The organism is Zwartia panacis (genome assembly GCF_030410395.1).
GTDB lineage: Bacteria > Pseudomonadota > Gammaproteobacteria > Burkholderiales > Burkholderiaceae_B > Zwartia > Zwartia panacis.
Genome location: NZ_JAUHHF010000012.1, coordinates 43655 through 60783, shown reverse-complemented (window position 1 = coordinate 60783; position 17129 = coordinate 43655). Strand labels below are relative to the sequence as shown.

At 45.3% G+C, this 17129-nt stretch carries 15 protein-coding genes; 12 read left to right on the top strand and 3 right to left on the bottom strand.

Annotated features, from left to right (window positions below):
- From QWY30_RS13685 to QWY30_RS13660, 6 genes are all read left to right on the top strand, one after another.
- Complete coding sequence (locus QWY30_RS13685; RefSeq protein ID WP_290241896.1) at window positions 1-2043, top strand: hypothetical protein; 2043 nt, start codon at window positions 1-3, stop codon at window positions 2041-2043.
- Between the two features lie 172 nt (window positions 2044-2215).
- Complete coding sequence (locus QWY30_RS13680) at window positions 2216-3568, top strand: UDP-glucose dehydrogenase family protein (RefSeq protein WP_290241894.1); 1353 nt, start codon at window positions 2216-2218, stop codon at window positions 3566-3568.
- Between the two features lie 2 nt (window positions 3569-3570).
- Window positions 3571-4512 carry a UDP-glucuronic acid decarboxylase family protein gene (locus tag QWY30_RS13675; RefSeq protein ID WP_290241967.1) on the top strand — a complete coding sequence of 314 codons (942 nt, stop codon included), beginning with the start codon at window positions 3571-3573 and terminating at the stop codon, window positions 4510-4512.
- Window positions 4509-5468, top strand: a complete 960-nt coding sequence (locus QWY30_RS13670) for a glycosyltransferase (RefSeq protein WP_290241893.1) — start codon at window positions 4509-4511, stop codon at window positions 5466-5468. Before QWY30_RS13675 ends, QWY30_RS13670 begins: the two co-directional genes overlap by 4 nt.
- 13 nt (window positions 5469-5481) lie before the next feature.
- A complete protein-coding gene (locus tag QWY30_RS13665) occupies window positions 5482-5874 on the top strand; it encodes a GtrA family protein (protein WP_290241891.1) in 393 nt (130 codons plus the stop codon).
- Complete coding sequence (locus QWY30_RS13660; protein ID WP_290241889.1) at window positions 5871-6467, top strand: hypothetical protein; 597 nt, start codon at window positions 5871-5873, stop codon at window positions 6465-6467. The genes QWY30_RS13665 and QWY30_RS13660 overlap by 4 nt, the downstream gene beginning before the upstream one ends.
- A 37-nt stretch (window positions 6468-6504) precedes the next feature.
- Here the strand turns inward: QWY30_RS13660 and QWY30_RS13655 are convergent, their stop codons facing one another.
- The 3 genes from QWY30_RS13655 to rfbA are packed head-to-tail and all read right to left on the bottom strand — an operon-like array spanning window position 6505 to window position 10044.
- On the bottom strand, window positions 6505-8589 hold the full coding sequence (locus tag QWY30_RS13655; protein ID WP_290241888.1) for an O-antigen ligase family protein: 2085 nt from the start codon (window positions 8587-8589) through the stop codon (window positions 6505-6507).
- Complete coding sequence (rfbC, locus tag QWY30_RS13650) at window positions 8582-9133, bottom strand: dTDP-4-dehydrorhamnose 3,5-epimerase (RefSeq protein WP_290241886.1); 552 nt, start codon at window positions 9131-9133, stop codon at window positions 8582-8584. The genes QWY30_RS13655 and rfbC overlap by 8 nt, the downstream gene beginning before the upstream one ends.
- 26 nt (window positions 9134-9159) lie before the next feature.
- The gene (gene rfbA, locus QWY30_RS13645) at window positions 9160-10044 is read right to left on the bottom strand and encodes a glucose-1-phosphate thymidylyltransferase RfbA (RefSeq protein ID WP_290241884.1); all 885 of its coding nucleotides are present in this window, start codon (window positions 10042-10044) and stop codon (window positions 9160-9162) included.
- Between the two features lie 157 nt (window positions 10045-10201).
- Here rfbA and QWY30_RS13640 point away from each other — a divergent pair, with 157 nt between their 5' ends.
- The 6 genes from QWY30_RS13640 to QWY30_RS13615 all read left to right on the top strand — a co-directional run bounded on the left by QWY30_RS13640 (window position 10202) and on the right by QWY30_RS13615 (window position 17129).
- On the top strand, window positions 10202-11140 hold the full coding sequence (locus QWY30_RS13640; protein WP_290241882.1) for a glycosyltransferase family 2 protein: 939 nt from the start codon (window positions 10202-10204) through the stop codon (window positions 11138-11140).
- Between the two features lie 25 nt (window positions 11141-11165).
- Window positions 11166-11999: a DUF5672 family protein gene (locus QWY30_RS13635; RefSeq protein ID WP_290241880.1), complete on the top strand. Its 834-nt coding sequence runs from the start codon at window positions 11166-11168 to the stop codon at window positions 11997-11999.
- A 241-nt stretch (window positions 12000-12240) separates the two neighbouring features.
- Window positions 12241-13203: an MraY family glycosyltransferase gene (locus QWY30_RS13630; protein ID WP_290241878.1), complete on the top strand. Its 963-nt coding sequence runs from the start codon at window positions 12241-12243 to the stop codon at window positions 13201-13203.
- 100 nt (window positions 13204-13303) lie between these two features.
- The gene (fcl, locus tag QWY30_RS13625) at window positions 13304-14272 is read left to right on the top strand and encodes a GDP-L-fucose synthase (RefSeq protein WP_290241876.1); all 969 of its coding nucleotides are present in this window, start codon (window positions 13304-13306) and stop codon (window positions 14270-14272) included.
- A 41-nt stretch (window positions 14273-14313) separates the two neighbouring features.
- Complete coding sequence (locus QWY30_RS13620; RefSeq protein ID WP_290241874.1) at window positions 14314-16158, top strand: ABC transporter ATP-binding protein; 1845 nt, start codon at window positions 14314-14316, stop codon at window positions 16156-16158.
- Window positions 16159-16163: 5 nt separating this feature from the next.
- Window positions 16164-17129 (top strand): glycosyltransferase family protein, encoded by a 966-nt coding sequence (locus QWY30_RS13615; protein ID WP_290241872.1) that lies wholly within the window; start codon window positions 16164-16166, stop codon window positions 17127-17129.

Genomic DNA, 17129 nt, shown 5'->3' with positions numbered 1-17129 from the left:
ATGTATCGATATTCTAAAAAAACAGTTGAATGGTTGCTGCAAAGTGGATTGCTTGCTGCAATTTTTTCTGCTGGTTTTTTTGGTTACATCATGCATACAACGGATTGGCTACGAGCCATTCCCGGCGACTTGTTCGATGCTAGATTTAACAGTGTCATTCTCGAACATTTATATCAATGGGTAAGGGGCGAAGTTCCGAAACTTTGGAGCCCCGCTTTTTTTTATCCATTCGAGAATGTATTGGCTTTTAGTGACAATCATTTCGGGTCGGGTTGGGCTTATATTTTTTTCCGACTTGCGGGCTTAGGTCGTGAATACGCCTATTTAGGCTGGTTCATTGTTGGAAATCTACTTAACTTTTGGGTGACCTATTACGTTTTAAAACGACTTGGATTTTCAATCCTTGCCGCGGGCGTTGGAGCATTCGTATTTACTTTTGCATTACCAGCGCTACCAAAAGAAGCGCATGCACAGCTGACGTATCGCTTTGCAATTCCACTTGCTTTTTTCGCAATGTATCAATTTTTACAAAGTAAGAATATTTTTATTTTTGTAAGAGTTATTTTCTGGCTATTGATTCAATTCTTGTGTTCGATTTACCTGGGAATGTTTCTAATTTATCTGTTAGGAATCATGACGCTGGTATGGTTATTGGTCAACAAAGAATTTTCATTCAGCTGTTGGCGCATGAATCCGTCACATTCAAAAACGGCAATTGCGATTGCACTCATTCTTTTGATTCTGTTATGTGGTGCGATTTTATCTTTGCTGCATCAATATCAAATTATTTCGTCGGTTTATGGATTTAATCGTTCACTGGACGAAGTTAAATCGATGATACCAACGATGGGAAGCTATTTTATTGCCGACGGATCACTTCTAACTAAAAGAATTGGTCAGTCATTTACTCAAATTCCAATGCGGCACGAGCATCAAATGTTTTTGGGTCTTGGTCCTCTAGTGACTGTGACTATCGGTATTTATTACATATTTAAATTAGGCGTGTATGAGCGACTAGGACGAGTTGCGGCATGGACACTTTTTGGCTTGATTGCCCTGACACTTTCCATCAATGGATACTCAATTTACAGGGTTTTACTTTCTGTGCCAGGAGTGGGCTCAGTTCGGGCTGTAACCAGAATCGTCTTAGTCATGTTATTACCGTTAGGTATTATTGCCGCCATCGCCATCGATAGTGTGCAGCAGAGATTTCCAACATGGCAAGCCCGATGGGCAGCGTTGGTTACGCTGGTGTTACTCGTTATTATTGAGCCGATTTATTATCAGCCCTACAGCACAGCTGTTAGTCAATGGCTAGACCGACAAAACCAACTCAAAGCACGATTGCCCGCAATCGATTTGAAAGATCGCATCATATTTGTCACGGGTAGACCAGATGATCAGCATGTTAGGGCAGTTGAGCTGGATGCAATGATATTTGCACAAGACAGGCATTTGCCTACTCTCAATGGCTATTCGGGAAATGTACCCCCAGGCTATCTTGACCCTTTGCCCTGTATCAGTTTTCAGAATAGGCTGAGTGGTTATTTCGATTTGTTTAAAAATACAAAGCTGGAAAATGATTCGATAGGGAACCGTCTTGTCTTGCTACCTCTAGTGCCTTGCTCTGGTGATTTTGTATTGGCGACTAATCAAACAATCAGCGCTGAGTTGGCATCAAAAATCAGACTGAGTATACAAGTTGAGACTCATATTTCAGATCTTGATGTCGCTGTATCGATAGAAAATACCTCAGATGAAACTTTGAGAGCCTTATCGACCATAGGACCTATTCGACTTTCATGGCGCTTTGTTCAAATTGATAAAGAGATGCTTCTCAAGGAAAATCCAGAATGGTTAGGGCGTAAAGATCTGAGCTTTGCACTTAAGTCTGGACAAACAGAGACGGTAAAACTCAAAATTGCTTTGCCTGCTCGGGCGGGGCGCTACCAGTTAGAAGTCAGTCTTGTGCAAGAGGGGGTCGCTTGGTTTCATGATTTGGGCATGGTCGTACCGAAATATCCGGTAGAAGTCTCCAAATGAATGGTTAAACAGGCATAAATCCAAGATAAAGGCTGTAAACCTGGAAAAAACGGTAACTTTAAAATATGTCTGTTTACCAAGTATTTATAATGTCCACGCAAAGGGGCATCCATTTTTTCAACGCTGCTGAGGCTTACAGTGTTGACCGATTGTTAGTGAAAAGTAGATTCTCATGAAAATATTAGTCGTTGGTGCAGGTTATGTCGGTTTGGTGACCGCAGCGTGTCTTTCAAGCAAAGACAACACTGTTGTGTGCGTTGACACCGATCCTTCGAAGATTGCACGCCTTGAAAAAGGTATTATCCCAATCTATGAGCCCGGTTTGAAAGAGGTGGTGGATGCCTCGATCGCCAGTGAGCGACTAAAGTTTGCGGATGGCATCAAAGCTGGCTTTGCCCGTCTGGGTTCGGATGGTGATGTGCCAACGCTGGTTTTTATTGCTGTGGGTACCCCCCAGGGCGAGGATGGCTCAGCCGACTTGCGCTATGTGCTGGCCGCGGCCAAAGAAATCGGTCAGGCACTCACGGGACCAGCCATTATCATCAATAAATCAACGGTTCCAGTTGGTACGGCAGACCTGGTAAAAGGTGAAGTCGCCTGGCAATTATTCCAGCGCAAGTGCTTCATAGACTTCGATGTCGCGAGTAATCCTGAGTTTCTCAAAGAAGGCGCCGCGATCGATGACTTCTTTAATCCAGACCGTATTGTGATCGGTACTGAATCCGAAAAAACACGCGAGCAAATGCTCAAGCTCTACAAGCCTTATGTCAAACAGGATAGCCAGCTACTGACGGTTGGCGTCAAAGAGGCAGAGCTGATCAAGTACGCGTCCAATGCCATGCTCGCCACGCGTATTTCCTTTATGAACGAAATCGCGAATGTATGCGATCGTTTCGGCATCAACGTAGAAGACGTTCGAATGGGAATGGGGACCGATTCACGGATTGGTCCCGCTTTTTTACGGCCAGGTTGTGGTTATGGCGGCTCGTGTTTCCCTAAAGATGTTCAGGCACTGGTGCGCATCGCACAAAGCGTGGGTGTCGACCCCATTGTGTTAAATGGTGTGGAGGCGCGCAACAAAAAGCAAAAACAGTATTTGTTTGAGCAGATCGTAGCCAAGATGGGTAAAGATCTGGCTGGTCGTCATATTTGCGTATGGGGGCTTGCTTTCAAGCCCGATACAGACGATATGCGCGAAGCTTCTTCTATCGATCTGATCCGTGCGCTGTGCGCGGCCGGTGCGACAGTATCCGCCCATGATCCGGTGGCCAAAGAAGTCGCAGAGCATGTCTTTGCTGATTTGTTGCGCAACGCAAAGTTAAAACTCGTCGAAGATGAAGTGGACGCTGCACAAAATGCCGATGCAGTTGTTTTGGTGACTGAATGGGCACAATATAAAACAATTGATTTCAACCAAGTCAAAAACGTCGTGCGTCAGCCTCTGATTTTTGATGGTCGTAACCATCTTGATCCGGCCGCTTTAAAGTCCCTTGGCTTTACGTATTCTGGTGTGGGGCGCGCTTGATGATGAAAAAGATATTAGTGACTGGTGGCGCTGGATTTTTAGGGTCGCATTTATGTGATCGCCTGATCGAGCAAGGTCATGAAATTATATGTTTGGATAGTTTGTTCACAGGTAGCCAAAAAAATATAGAGAGCTTGCTTAAACATCCCAGCTTCACTTTCATCAAACACGACGTCGTTGACCCGATTGATTTTGAAAAGTTAGATGAGATCTATAACCTCGCCTGTCCAGCCTCTCCGGTACATTATCAGTTCAACCCGATTCATACGATGAAAACATCGGTGATGGGTGGTTTAAATATGCTGGAGCTTGCTAGGAAAACTGGCGCAAAAGTCTTTCAAGCATCGACCTCCGAGGTCTATGGTGACCCTTCCGTTCATCCCCAGCCCGAGGAGTACTGGGGCAACGTCAATACGATCGGTATCCGTAGCTGCTATGACGAAGGTAAGCGTGCGGCAGAGACGCTGTTTTTTGATTATCAGCGTGTGCATGGCGTCAAAATCAAGGTCGTCCGCATTTTTAATACTTATGGTCCTCGCATGGCAGCGGATGATGGTCGTGTGGTGAGTAACTTCATTGTCCAGGCCCTGAGAGGTCAGGACCTGACAGTTTATGGCGATGGTTCGCAGACACGCAGTTTTTGCTATGCAGATGATTTGGTTGCAGGTTTTATGCAATTGATGAATGCAGGTGACGAGATCGTGGGTCCAATCAATATGGGAAATCCAGGCGAGTTCACCATGATCGAGTTGGCAGAGAAAGTACTGCGGTTGACAGGTTCGACCAGCAAGCTGATTCATATGCCGTTGCCCCAGGATGATCCCAAACAACGCCGTCCTGATATCACCAAGGCCAAGCAATTATTGGGTTGGGAACCTACTGTCGCCTTGGAGCAAGGTCTTGAGCGCACAATCGATTATTTTAAAAAGGTTGTGACGCAATGACACAACTCGCTGCCAACATGACTGACTCGCGCTTTGCGGTCGTGATGCCGATTTATGAGGATCAAGAGGCCTCGACCAGGCTCTTTAGAGAGTTGTCTGCTGAGTACGGCGATCGTGTTTATGTGGTAGCGGTAGATGATGGCTCGGTGAATCAGCCTGTACATATCGAAGCGCTCAAAACCAATGCTTTGAATGGCGTTGTCATCCAGTTGAAGAGAAACGTCGGTCATCAGAGAGCGATCGCGATTGGTATTAATTATGTGGCTGACCATTTCCCCGATATGCCGTGCACGGTGGTGATGGACTCAGATGGCGAAGACACGCCGCAGTCCATACGTGAACTAGTGGCTCCCATGCAGTCGCCCAAAGTCGACGTGGTTGTAGCGCAGCGTAAAAGTCGTGTCGAGACATTACGCTTTAAAACTTTTTATCTAATTTATAAATTACTGTTTCAGTTTTTAACAGGCCGAAAAATCAGCTTCGGTAACTTTATGGCGCTTAAGCCTTCTGCGCTGAAACGACTCGCGGCAATGCAAGAGCTTTGGATGCATGTGGCCAGTTGTGTCTTGACTTCAAAGTTGCGTATTCAAACATTGCCTGTCGAACGTGGACCCAGATACGCAGGTAAGAGCAAAATGAATTTTGTTGGTTTGGCACTTCATGGATTCAGGGCTCTAATGGTGTTTGCAGAAGATGTATTGGTCAGAGTCGGGATTGTTTGTGCCCTTGTTGCTGTTGCAACCGTTATAGCCAGTGCAGTGGCCATTGTTCTCAAATTAGCAGGCTTTGCAACGCCCGGATGGTTTTCAGTCGCCCTTGGCATCTTGTTGTTGGTGCTTTTACAAACAGGAGCTTTGACCCTGATGACACTGATGTTAACGGGGGTTGTTCGCTCGGGCGCACCGAATCAGATTGATTACCGTTCATATATTGCAGACATCAAACATGTTCAATAGTCTTCGACCGAACATGTTGACTGCCAGTTTGAATAAACAATCGATTCGATACATTATTAATGGACTGGTTGCGACAGCGATTCATTTCTTAGTTTTAACGTTTTTTTTAAAAATACTAGATTGGGATTCTGCAGGCGTTGCCAATCTAATTGCTGCTGTGTTTGGTATTTCTGCATCATTTATTGGTAGTAGATATTATGTTTTTAATGGATCGCTAGAGCCATTAGTCAAACAACTCTATCGATTCACTTTTTTATATGTAGCGATAGCAGTGTTGCATGGGCTATTCATGCATGTATGGGTAGATTTATACCTACAAAACTATATCATTGGATTTGTCATTGCAACAGCGATGCAAATTTTATGTAGCTATTTTGGAAATAAAGTATTGGTGTTCAAGGTATGAAATACATCAAACTGCTCTGTAGCACCCTGTGTTTTGGCCTGTTGCTGCTGGTCACTTATTTTATTCATATTAAATTTTTCAAGGTAGGCGTTGTTTTTTACAGCGCATTATTTGATGCTGTGGTTGCTTCCTTCCTGGCTTTAATCATCACTTATCGCGTGAAGTGGCTTAGAGTTTTTACATCCTTTGAAACATCACAACTTTTGTTGATCTGGCTTTTGTTGGGATATTCCTTTGCTATTTCAGTGCCAACAGTCATCGACAGATCTTTATCTTTTTACATTTTAGAAAAGCTGCAACAACGTGGGGGTGGTATCAAGCTTGCGGACTTTGATCAGGTCTTTACTAAGGAGTACGTCAAAGAGCATCGCTTAGTGGATGTTCGCCTGACAGAGCAACAGCAGTCGGGAACCATAATCATTCAAAACGGATGCGTGAAATTGACTGCTTGGGGACAAACTCTTGCAACAAGCAGCCGTTTTTTTAGAAATCATTTTTTACCTAAACAGCGTCTTTTGATGGGTACGTATTCTGATGACTTAACAGATCCATTTAGAAATAGTCCTGTCAACGTCGACTATCTCTGTCGGTAGCTTGGTGATTCAACACGCCTGATAAAGAAAACAATCATCAATGGTTGACTTTAATGGACTCAATTTGAATTCCAAGTCTTCTCCCGTCTGCATTCATATTTAAATTTCTAGGAATAAAGCATCTCTCTAGGCGGAGTTCAGCTCTGTATTCCCCATCATCAGCAACAGCACCTCGATCAAAATTAATTGATATTTGATAAGGGCCATCCTTATTAAATAGTATTTGGGATGACTGAATGCGTCGCGATTGACCATGCATGATATTTAGGTCAGCTGCTAAGGGTCGTTTTGTTACGTAGGGCTGTGTCCCTTTGATGTTGAGTGTGATGCCTCTCGCACCTTGAGGAATTGCAACGTTGAATACACCAGAGGTCCAGCCGTCGGCGTCTAGCTTGCGTTCTTTGAAACATTGCACGTCTTTCAGGAAAGGTACGGATCGGAATGAAGTATAAATTTCTCGAAAAGCCGAAATCATTACAAAAATAGTGAATATAGCAATCAGATAGGGATGCTTGAGGAGTTTTACTTTAGCTGAGCTTGCCGAGAACTTCGGCTCTTTGTTATTAGAGTAAAAGTCGGCTGACCTTGCTGAAGTTTGTTCGCCTTTTAGGCATGCGTACATCAGACCGATAAAGCAAGCGGCTATAAAAAGGGTGTCACGTACAAGCATGGAGTGCGCAAAAATATTACCTAAAAAAAGTGCCCCAAGTGCTACGCCTGCCGGGATGAGCAGCCGTCTATTTTCAATGCGAAAGAGAGGATAAAAAATCAGAAGAGCATAGACCGCTATACCAACAAGGCCTGTTTCCGCGAGTGTTTGCAGAAAATAATTATGTGCATTTTCACCATTTTGGTTGATGCTTAAATAATAAGAATTTGTCAAAGCATGATCGGCGGACTGGCGATAAAACTCACTTTGACCGAGACCTAGGATTGGATAAAGCGCAAAAAACTTAAGTGCGGCCAGATACACTTCTGGACGATATGACAATTTAAAATTAATAGCATCAAGATCCGGTAGTTCAAAATAACGAGTGAGTTTCACTAGGCTAGAAAACCATGCATCGTGGAAAAAAACTACACTTAAAATCACTACTACAAAGAAGAAAAGTGCGGGTTTGAGAACGGGCAACAGTAAACGTGAACGTCTAAACAGCCAGATAGAAAAAATAAAAACTAGAGAAATAACAGCGATCGTAAAATTTGATTTCGATTTACTCAAAAATAAAGCAATCCAAAATACGGGTATGCAGGACAAAATAAATAACTTGGATTGGATGCTTTTGGCGTAATACAAATACCCCCACAGTCCGATCGCTCCAATCAGCATTTGGCCGGCAAATGCATGAATGTCGTGTTGAAAGCCTAATGCCATATACCCAAAGCGATCAACGCGAAAGTTAATCTGATCGAGTGATAGACCAAACCCGTATTTTGACTGTTTGAAGCCTACATATGCAGCGATTAGCAAGCTTATGATTAAAGGCTTGAAAATGTATTCATTACGATTATGCAATGATGCCAGCGCAGTGATGATGATATAAATAAGTGACGACGCACAGCCAAATACCACCCAGTCCACTAACGGTCGGTAATCATCGTGCCAACCGATGGATCTCAGATGCATCGCGTTATAAAAGAAACTAGAGAGCTGAAACGGTGAGCCAGTTTGTTGAAGATTGCGCGCGATCGCTAAGGAAACAGATGCCGTTAAAACGAGCATCAAAAGACCTAACTGCCATGGGAAAGAGGATTTAACGCTTATTTTTTTATTTGTTAGCCACTGATTGACGAGCCCACCTAGAAAAAGGCCAGCCACTAAATCTAAGCCACTATTATGCAAAGAGAGAATTCGACCGTAACCAAAATGCTGCTGAATTTGCCATGCAAGATTCGGGAGTAGCGGAAGCGCGAAGACGCAAGCAATGATTCCCCATCGAAGATTGATCGTCGACACGATGAACGAAAAGGCCAAACACAGAGCTGGTATCGTGATGCGGTAAAAGGGATCTAAGCCCTTTAATGACTCAAACTGATTGAAAACAATAATGAAAGAGACGAGTAACGAGATTGCAAAGCCTAGGTTTGCGCAAGACTCTTTAAGTATGTATCCCTTACTCATAGACATCTGCATCCGCCAATCGAGAGCCGCGACGATCTTTGTCCGTCAGAATGGGCTCGTTCTCCTCGGGCCACTGAATGGATATTGCCGGATCATTCCATAGCAGGCAGCGCTCATCTGGGTGTGAATAATAGTCCGTCGTTTTATACAAAAAATCTGCTTCATCACTCAGCACCAAAAAACCGTGCGCAAATCCCGGTGGTATCCAGAGCTGACGATGATTTTGATCACTTAGGTGCACCCCCGTCCATTTTCCAAACTCTGGATGGTGGCGCTGCAGATTAACGGTCACGTCATAGACCTCACCCTTCACGACGCGCACTAACTTTCCTTGGGCGTGTTGTATTTGATAATGCAACCCCCGAAGCACCCCTTTTTTACTCTGGCTGTGATTGTCCTGAACGAAGGTTGGATTTAATCCCGTTGCGTGAGCAAAATCTTGTTGGTTAAAGCTTTCGTAAAAGAATCCTCTGTCATCCTTGAGCACTTTCGGTTCAAGGATGAGAACACCAGATAAAGAAGTAGGTGTGACGTGATAAGGCAATCTGGACTCCGAAAACGTGAAGGAATTTAGGCTCGTGATCTAAGGAGCCGCATCAAATATTGACCATAGTTTGTCTTTATAAATGGCTGCGCCAAATTTTCTAATTGTTCTTCATCAATCCACTTTTGTGCAAATGCGATTTCTTCAGGACATGCGACTTGTAAGCCTTGTCTTTTTTGTAAGGTTGCGATGAAGCTCGACGCCTCCAACAAACTATCGTGGGTGCCTGTGTCCAACCAGGCAAATCCTCTTCCCATGATCTCAACATTGAGCATCTCCAACTCAAGATAGCGTTGATTGACATCGGTGATCTCTAGTTCGCCACGTGCACTGGGTTTCACAGTTGCAGCAATGTCGCAGACTTGATTGTCGTAAAAGTAAAGCCCTGTGACGGCGTAGTTACTTTTAGGCTGTGCGGGTTTCTCTTCAATGCTGAGTGCTTTTTGAGCTGCATCAAAGTCCACGACACCGTAACGCTGAGGATCTGGGACGTGATAAGCAAATACTGTAGCTTGATCTGCTGTTTGATCTGCATGTTTTAGTTTACGAACTAAGTCATGTCCATAAAATATGTTGTCTCCTAGAACAAGAGTGCTAGGATGATGATTAATAAAGTGTCGGCCGATAATGAATGCCTGTGCAAGCCCGTCAGGACTCGGCTGAACGGCATACTCGATTTGCATTCCCCATTGCGACCCATCGCCGAGTAGCTCAGCAAATCGTGGCGTATCCTTAGGTGTTGAAATAATCAATACCTCTTTTATTCCCGTCAACATCAAGGTTGAAAGCGGGTAATAAATCATCGGTTTGTCGTAAACCGGTAATAACTGTTTTGATATAGATTGCGTTGCTGGATAGAGTCGAGTACCCGAGCCACCGGCTAAAATTAGACCTTTACGTGATGTGTGCATATTTTTCTAAATTGTTAGACGATGCGAATGAAGTCGAGTTTCGCTATTGTATTCACATGACAAGGGGTAAATCGATCTTTAAAGGCAGGGGGTTTAATGTTTTTACTGATCCCGTCAAACTCAAGGTCCCTGACAATCGAACAGATACAATCTAGTCATGACAGATATTTCAATCGCTTATATCGTTTTTAATCGTCCCCGCCACACGAGAGAAACCTTTCAGGCTATTCGTGCCGCCCGTCCGGCGCGTTTATTTATTATCGCTGATGGTCCTCGTCCAGGGCATCCCACGGATGAGGAGCGGTGTCTGGCGGTGCGTGAAGTCGTTTCTCAGATCGACTGGCCCTGTGAGGTACAGCGAAATTATGCGGATCAAAATTTAGGATTAAAAAAACGCGTATCTAGCGGACTAGACTGGGTATTTAGTCAGGTTGAGAGCGCAATCATTCTGGAGGATGATTGTCTGCCACATCCCGATTTTTTCCCTTTCTGCCAAGACTTGCTTGAGCGTTATAAAGACGATGATCGCGTCTGGACCATTACCGGTAATAACAACCAGAATGGTAAAAAAAGAAGCAATGACGCCTATTATTTTTCAAAATATGGTCATTGCTGGGGCTGGGCGACCTGGCGACGAGCGTGGGCACAATATGACGGTGACATCACGTTTTGGCCTGAGTGGAAACTTTCTCAGGATTGGCGTAACAAGGTCCCTGACCCTTATGAGCAAGCGTATTGGATTGATATATTTGATCGTATTTATCTTAAAAAAATTGATTCTTGGGCGTACCCCTGGATGACTTGCCTCTGGTATCACGGGGGGCTGACCGCTACACCGCGTGTCAATCTTGTGACCAATATCGGTGTGGGTCCTGATAGCACGCACACATTGGCGGATGAGGATCAACCAGGTGTGCCTGTTAAGCCGCTGGGTCCAATCACGCATCCACCTGAGGTCACGCAACATCTAAAAGCGGATCAGTATGTGTTTGATCATCTGTTGGGTGGCTTGTACATGAAATTTCCTCGTACCTTATTGAAATTTCCAATTCGCGTGAAAAATAAACTCATCAGAATGTGGAAAGGTCAGCCTTAGCTGGATGACAATGCGATCGGTCAATATGCCACTCAAAAAAAATGCGGTCGTCATTCCGATTTATCAGACGTCCTTAAGTCCTGAGGAAATGTTTTCTATCAGTAATGCTGCGCGTGTTTTAGCTAAACACGATTTATATTTTGTCGGTCCTGAAAAACTTGAAGTATTTCTAGCAGGCCTTTCAGCCCAGTTTGGTAGATCGATTGGCTATAAAACTTTTCCAGATCATTACTTTGCTGGCATTGATGGCTACAACCGCCTGATGATGTCCAGCATGTTTTATCGGACTTTTATCGATTATCAGTACGTTTTGATTGCACAGACAGATTCTTTAGTATTTAGGGACGAACTCGATGCTTGGGCAGCTAAGGGCTTCTCTTATATTGGTGCCCCCTGGTTTGTGGGATACACGCAGCCGACCAAACCCTTGCAGTTAGATTGCGTTGGAAATGGTGGATTTTCATTGAGGAGCATCCCGGATTTCCTTAGGGTTCTCGAGCGCCCTAGGCTATTTAAAAACACACTCATGGAGTCCTGGCCCGGTAGTTGGATCTCAAATACTTATCGCTACCTCAAGGATTACCATTCTTTTGTGTATAAAAACTTCCAGATCAATATTGATGTCAATGAGGACTTGTTTTGGAGTCTCTTTGTCGCGCCGCGATGCGCGTTTTTTACTGTCCCTAAAGCAGTCGAGGCCATCGCATTTGCCTTTGAAGCACACCCCGAGTATTTGTTTGAACTGAATCAGCACCAGCTTCCCTTTGGATGCCACGCCTGGCAGCGTTATAATCCTGAATTTTGGCAACGTATGTTTGAGAAAAATGGGCTCATACAAGATTTAATGAAATCTCAATAAAATCAATAGCCTAGCGACGATTTTTCATCGTTATAAAGAATAGTTGTCGTGTTATGATTCAAGGCTAATCTAATGCACGTTTTTGAGTGCACATTGATCCCTTAAAGGCTCAAAAATAGTGCTTTTTGCCATACCTCATCTTGCGCTCACTACAGCGGGCTTGACCTCCTTCGCAATATGCTTGGCCATTATCTGGACAAAGCACTTGCATGGTGCACACACTCTGGACTCTGAGTCGGGTGTGCAAAAAATACATGAGGAACCTACCCCTCGGATCGGTGGATTAGCGATCTTGATCGGTTTAGTGGTCGGCTTTTTTTTTGCTCCGCCCGAGGTGGCCGTTGTTTTAGGTCCAATTTTGCTTGCTTCATTACCAGCCTTTCTGGCCGGTGTGATAGAGGATGTTTTCAAGCGCGGTCGTGTCACAGAACGATTGCTTGCAACCTTTGCGAGTGGCGTCTTAGCTTGGTGGTTAACAGGCGATAGCCTGACACGCATTGGCATAGGCGGTGTGGATTGGTTATTGGCGATTACACCCGTATCTGTTTTGTTTACTGCTTTTGCAGTAGGCGGAGTGGCCAATGCCATCAATATTATTGACGGGTTAAATGGTTTGGCGAGCGGGATTGTTTTGCTGTGTATGTCTACGCTCGGTCTGATCGCCTTTTTGGCAGGCGACGCCGAAATGGCTAAGATATGTTTTATATTGGGTGGTGCAGCTTTTGGTTTCCTGCTAATTAACTATCCTTATGGCAAGATTTTTATGGGGGATGGCGGAGCTTACTTGCTAGGGTTCTTATTGGGTTGGGTTGCGGTGATGGTCGCAATGAGAAACCCCTCGGTATCCCCTTGGGCACCTTTGTTGGCCTGCGGGTATCCGATCATTGAGGTGTTGTTTTCTATGGCGCGACGTAGGGCGCGCGCGTTAAAATTAGGCCATCCGGATAGGTTGCATCTCCATAGCTTGATCTGGGCGCGCGTCACTCGCAAGTGGCTTGCTGGGCGTTCTCCCATTGTTCAAAATGCAGCGGTTTTACCCATTATGTTGCTGTATGCACTGATTCCTGCCGCCATGTCGATTGTGTTTCGCAAAAGTGCGACGATGCTAATTATTAGTTTTTTTGTGTGCGTATTTATTTATGCGCTCATCTATGCTCGGTTAGTGCACTTTCGCTGGACGATGCCCTCGCTTGGACTAAGATAAGTTTCGGGTTAATGCAAAGTATTTATGTACTTCGAGCATTAACTATTAATTATTACGAACCAAATTAAAAATACCTACGATCATGGCGATACAACAAGCAATGCCAAAGATATATGTCGCGGGACACCGTGGAATGGTTGGCTCGGCCATCGTACGTAATTTGATTGCAAAAGGACATGACCCGAGTCGGATCATTGGACGCACGCATGCAGAGCTAGATCTGACTGATCAAGCCGCAGTCAGACAATTTTTCGCGATTGAAAAGCCAGATCAGGTTTATTTGGCTGCTGCGAGAGTCGGCGGTATACATGCCAACAATACCTACCCTGCTGAATTCATCTACGACAATTTGATGGTGCAGGCAAACGTCATCGATGCAGCCTTTAGAAATGGCGTCAAAAAATTATTATTTTTAGGTAGTAGCTGTATTTATCCAAAGTTGGCACCACAGCCAATGTCGGAAAATGCACTGTTGACAGGTTTTTTAGAGCCAACAAACGAGCCTTATGCCGTTGCCAAGATCGCCGGCATCAAGATTTGCGAAAGCTACAACCGTCAGTACGGCACCGAACACGGTGTGGACTATCGCTCGGTGATGCCTACAAACCTGTACGGCCCTGGCGATAACTACCATCCTGAAAACTCGCACGTCATTCCTGCGCTCATTCGCCGATTTCACGAGGCAAAAGTGAATAAAACACCCACTGTCACGATCTGGGGATCTGGCAAGCCCTACCGTGAGTTTTTGTTTGTGGATGATATGGCCTCCGCAAGTGTATATGTGATGAACTTGCCTAAAGCTCAGTACGAAGAGCATACAAAGCCAATGCAAAGCCATATTAATGTGGGTTATGGGTCAGACATCACCATTGCGCAACTTGCGCAGACGGTAGGGAAGGTCATCGGATATACGGGGCAAATAGACTTTGACTCAACCAAGCCAGATGGCGCACCACGAAAACTGATGAATAGCACCTTGCTAAAAACCTTAGGCTGGAATCCGAGTGTAGATATCGAAGAAGGGTTGAGCATTGCTTACCAAGACTATTTAAAAAAAGTGCTTGAGTAATTGGCTGGAGCTAATTACGCAGGCAATCATTTAGGTCAATAGTGAATATTGTTTCAGGCGTCGTTCTACCATTTAAGCAACTCTACAAAATCTTGCCTCAGTCCAGCAAGAGAGGTTTGCCATTTGTCGTTTTTGTTAGTTTGATTGCTGCCATCTTTGAGACCGCGAGTGTTGCATCGATCTTGCCATTTATGGCGATCGTGATGGATCCTAGCATTTTGTCAAAGTATCAGTGGCTAGACCAATCACTGAAACTCTTAAATATACAGACGCAACAAGGCGCAGTCATTGGCGCAGGTGTTTTGACAGTGACAGTGCTTGCAATCGGTAACATGGTGACCGCTGCGAACCTTTGGATGCAGACTCATTATTTGGCGCTTGCACGCAAAGAACTCTCTTCAGAGTTATTCACAGGTTATCTATATCTCCCGTATTCATTTCATGTGCAAAGAGACACTACGTCCTTGAGCAGAGTCATCGGTGGCGATGTGGAATCCGCTTTGGGCGGCTTTTTAGCCTCTCTATTGGCTGTCGTTTCAAAAGGACTCAGCGGTCTTGTCCTGATCAGCCTCATTATTTTTGTTGATCCGACTGTCGCTCTTGGAACGGTTTTGGTACTTGGTTGTGGTTATATGTTTGTTTATCGATTGATTCGCGCCAGACAGGTGCGGCTTGGCGCAAAAATGATCGAAGCGAGCTTGACCGTTGGGCGCACGACATTAGAAGGTTTGCACGGTGTTAAAGAACTGCGCGTATTGGGGCGAGAGTCTGCCTCAACTGCAGAATTCAAGCAGTCATTTTCAGCGCTCACAGAGACACAAGCATCGAATCAGTTGGCCTCTGCCTTGCCAAGATATGTCATCGAAGTGTTTGCGTATGCAGGTATCGTGGCGGTCACACTTGCTTTTGTTTTAAAGGGCGAGGGGACTGCAGCGATTCCTTCACTAGCACTCTATGCATTAGCCGGAAATAGATTGGTTCCCATATTTCAGCAGTTTTTTGCATCGGCCATTACGATCAAGTATCACACGCGGGCAGTCGAATCGCTGGAGGCGGATCTGGCGGTTGTTCGAAACAGCACAAGTCGAAACTTCATTGAACAAGACCAGACCCTTGTGTTTAAAAAGGAGATCATGCTTGAAAATCTGACGTTCCAGTATCCCTCTGCGAATAGACCTGCATTAAATCAAGTCTCGCTGACGATCCCGCAAAATCAAAGTATCGGGTTAGTGGGTAGAACGGGGTCGGGAAAAACAACGCTCGCGGATGTGATACTAGGTCTTTATCCTCCTGCCAGTGGAACCATCTCAGTGGATGGGGTGAATCTGGTGGAGTCCAATGAACGTGCCTGGCGCAAACGGGTCGGATACGTTCCGCAGAACGTATTTCTCACCAATGCTTCTGTTGCACGCAATATTGCACTTGGTATACCAGAGGGCCAAATTGATCACGCTGCGGTCAAACTTGCGGCGCAAATGGCGCAGGCAGAAGAATTCATTTCACAGCTTCCTGATGGTTATGACACCATGGTGGGCGAGCGCGGCGTGAAGTTATCGGGGGGCCAGCGTCAGCGACTCGGTATCGCTCGTGCGCTTTATCACAATCCCGATGTTCTCGTCTTTGACGAGGCGACGAGCGCACTGGATGGCATGACCGAAGATGCCGTGATGCAGGCAGTACAGAGCTTGAGTGCAGAGCGGACAATGATTCTGATTGCTCACCGCTTAAGGACTGTGCAGGCATGTCATCGAATTGTGATGCTAGAGGCAGGTCGAGTTGTTGCAGATGGTACTTATGATGAATTGATGCGTTCCTCTGCTGCGTTTAAGCAATTGGCCGGTCAGGCTGCGGAACAACCCTCCACGACGCTTCACGCTCAAGAGTAAATGTGATGCTGAATGCACCGATTGCCTTCATCATATTCAACCGCCCTCGTCATACGAGGCAAAGCTTTGAGGCGATACGCGCCCAGCGCCCCTCTAAGCTTCTCATTATTGCTGACGGTCCAAGGCCGGGGCATCCAACAGACTTTAATCGCTGCCGTGAGACTAGAGAAGTTGTGGCAAACATTGATTGGCCCTGCGAAGTTTTACGTCATTATTCTGATGACAATATGGGCTGTAAATTACGTGTCAGCTCTGGTCTGGATTGGGTATTTAGCCAAGTTGAGCGTGCAATCATCCTTGAAGATGATTGCATTCCACACGAAGATTTTTTCTCGTACTGCGATGCCTTATTAGACCGCTATGAAAATGATTCTCGTGTATGGGTCATCACCGGAAACAATTTTCAGCATGGAAAAAAACAAGGCGATGCGTCGTACTATTTTTCAAAATTCAATCATTGCTGGGGTTGGGCGACCTGGCGAAGGGCATGGAAACATTACCGCGTAGATATTCCCTTTTGGCCAGAGTGGGGATCGACAGCAGACTGGCGTAGAAAACTCCCTGACCCCGTCGAGCGGACAGTCTGGTCAGGATTGCTGGATAGAGTCAAGCGCGGTGAAATTGATACTTGGGACTACCAGTGGACAGCTTGCGTCTGGTATCACGGAGGGCTGACCGCTACGCCCAACGTTAATCTTGTCACCAATATTGGCTTTGGACCTGATGCCACACATACGGTGACATCAGGGGATGAAGAAGGTTTGCCAATCTATCCTTTGGGCGAACTGATACATCCCCAAAAGGTTAAACAAAACGTATCGGCAGACCGTCATGTGTTTAACCATAATTTTGGTGGGCTGAATCATCCAGATCGATTCATGAATCGTCTCAAAAAGAGACGAGACCAGTTCCTGCGCTCTCCACAATGGATAGTGAAAAAATTCCGTCAAGTTTTCAATCGGCAGGCTTAG

Bases quoted from the DNA above. Each gene is read 5' to 3' on its own strand.
- QWY30_RS13685 (WP_290241896.1), top strand. From the start codon at position 1: ATGTATCGATATTCTAAAAAAACAGTTGAATGGTTGCTGCAAAGTGGA.
- QWY30_RS13680 (WP_290241894.1), top strand. From the start codon at position 2,216: ATGAAAATATTAGTCGTTGGTGCAGGTTATGTCGGTTTGGTGACCGCA.
- QWY30_RS13675 (WP_290241967.1), top strand. From the start codon at position 3,571: ATGAAAAAGATATTAGTGACTGGTGGCGCTGGATTTTTAGGGTCGCAT.
- QWY30_RS13670 (WP_290241893.1), top strand. From the start codon at position 4,509: ATGACACAACTCGCTGCCAACATGACTGACTCGCGCTTTGCGGTCGTG.
- QWY30_RS13665 (WP_290241891.1), top strand. From the start codon at position 5,482: ATGTTGACTGCCAGTTTGAATAAACAATCGATTCGATACATTATTAAT.
- QWY30_RS13660 (WP_290241889.1), top strand. From the start codon at position 5,871: ATGAAATACATCAAACTGCTCTGTAGCACCCTGTGTTTTGGCCTGTTG.
- QWY30_RS13655 (WP_290241888.1), bottom strand. From the start codon at position 8,589: ATGAGTAAGGGATACATACTTAAAGAGTCTTGCGCAAACCTAGGCTTT.
- rfbA (WP_290241884.1), bottom strand. From the start codon at position 10,044: ATGCACACATCACGTAAAGGTCTAATTTTAGCCGGTGGCTCGGGTACT.
- QWY30_RS13640 (WP_290241882.1), top strand. From the start codon at position 10,202: ATGACAGATATTTCAATCGCTTATATCGTTTTTAATCGTCCCCGCCAC.
- QWY30_RS13635 (WP_290241880.1), top strand. From the start codon at position 11,166: ATGCCACTCAAAAAAAATGCGGTCGTCATTCCGATTTATCAGACGTCC.
- fcl (WP_290241876.1), top strand. From the start codon at position 13,304: ATGCCAAAGATATATGTCGCGGGACACCGTGGAATGGTTGGCTCGGCC.
- QWY30_RS13615 (WP_290241872.1), top strand. From the start codon at position 16,164: ATGCTGAATGCACCGATTGCCTTCATCATATTCAACCGCCCTCGTCAT.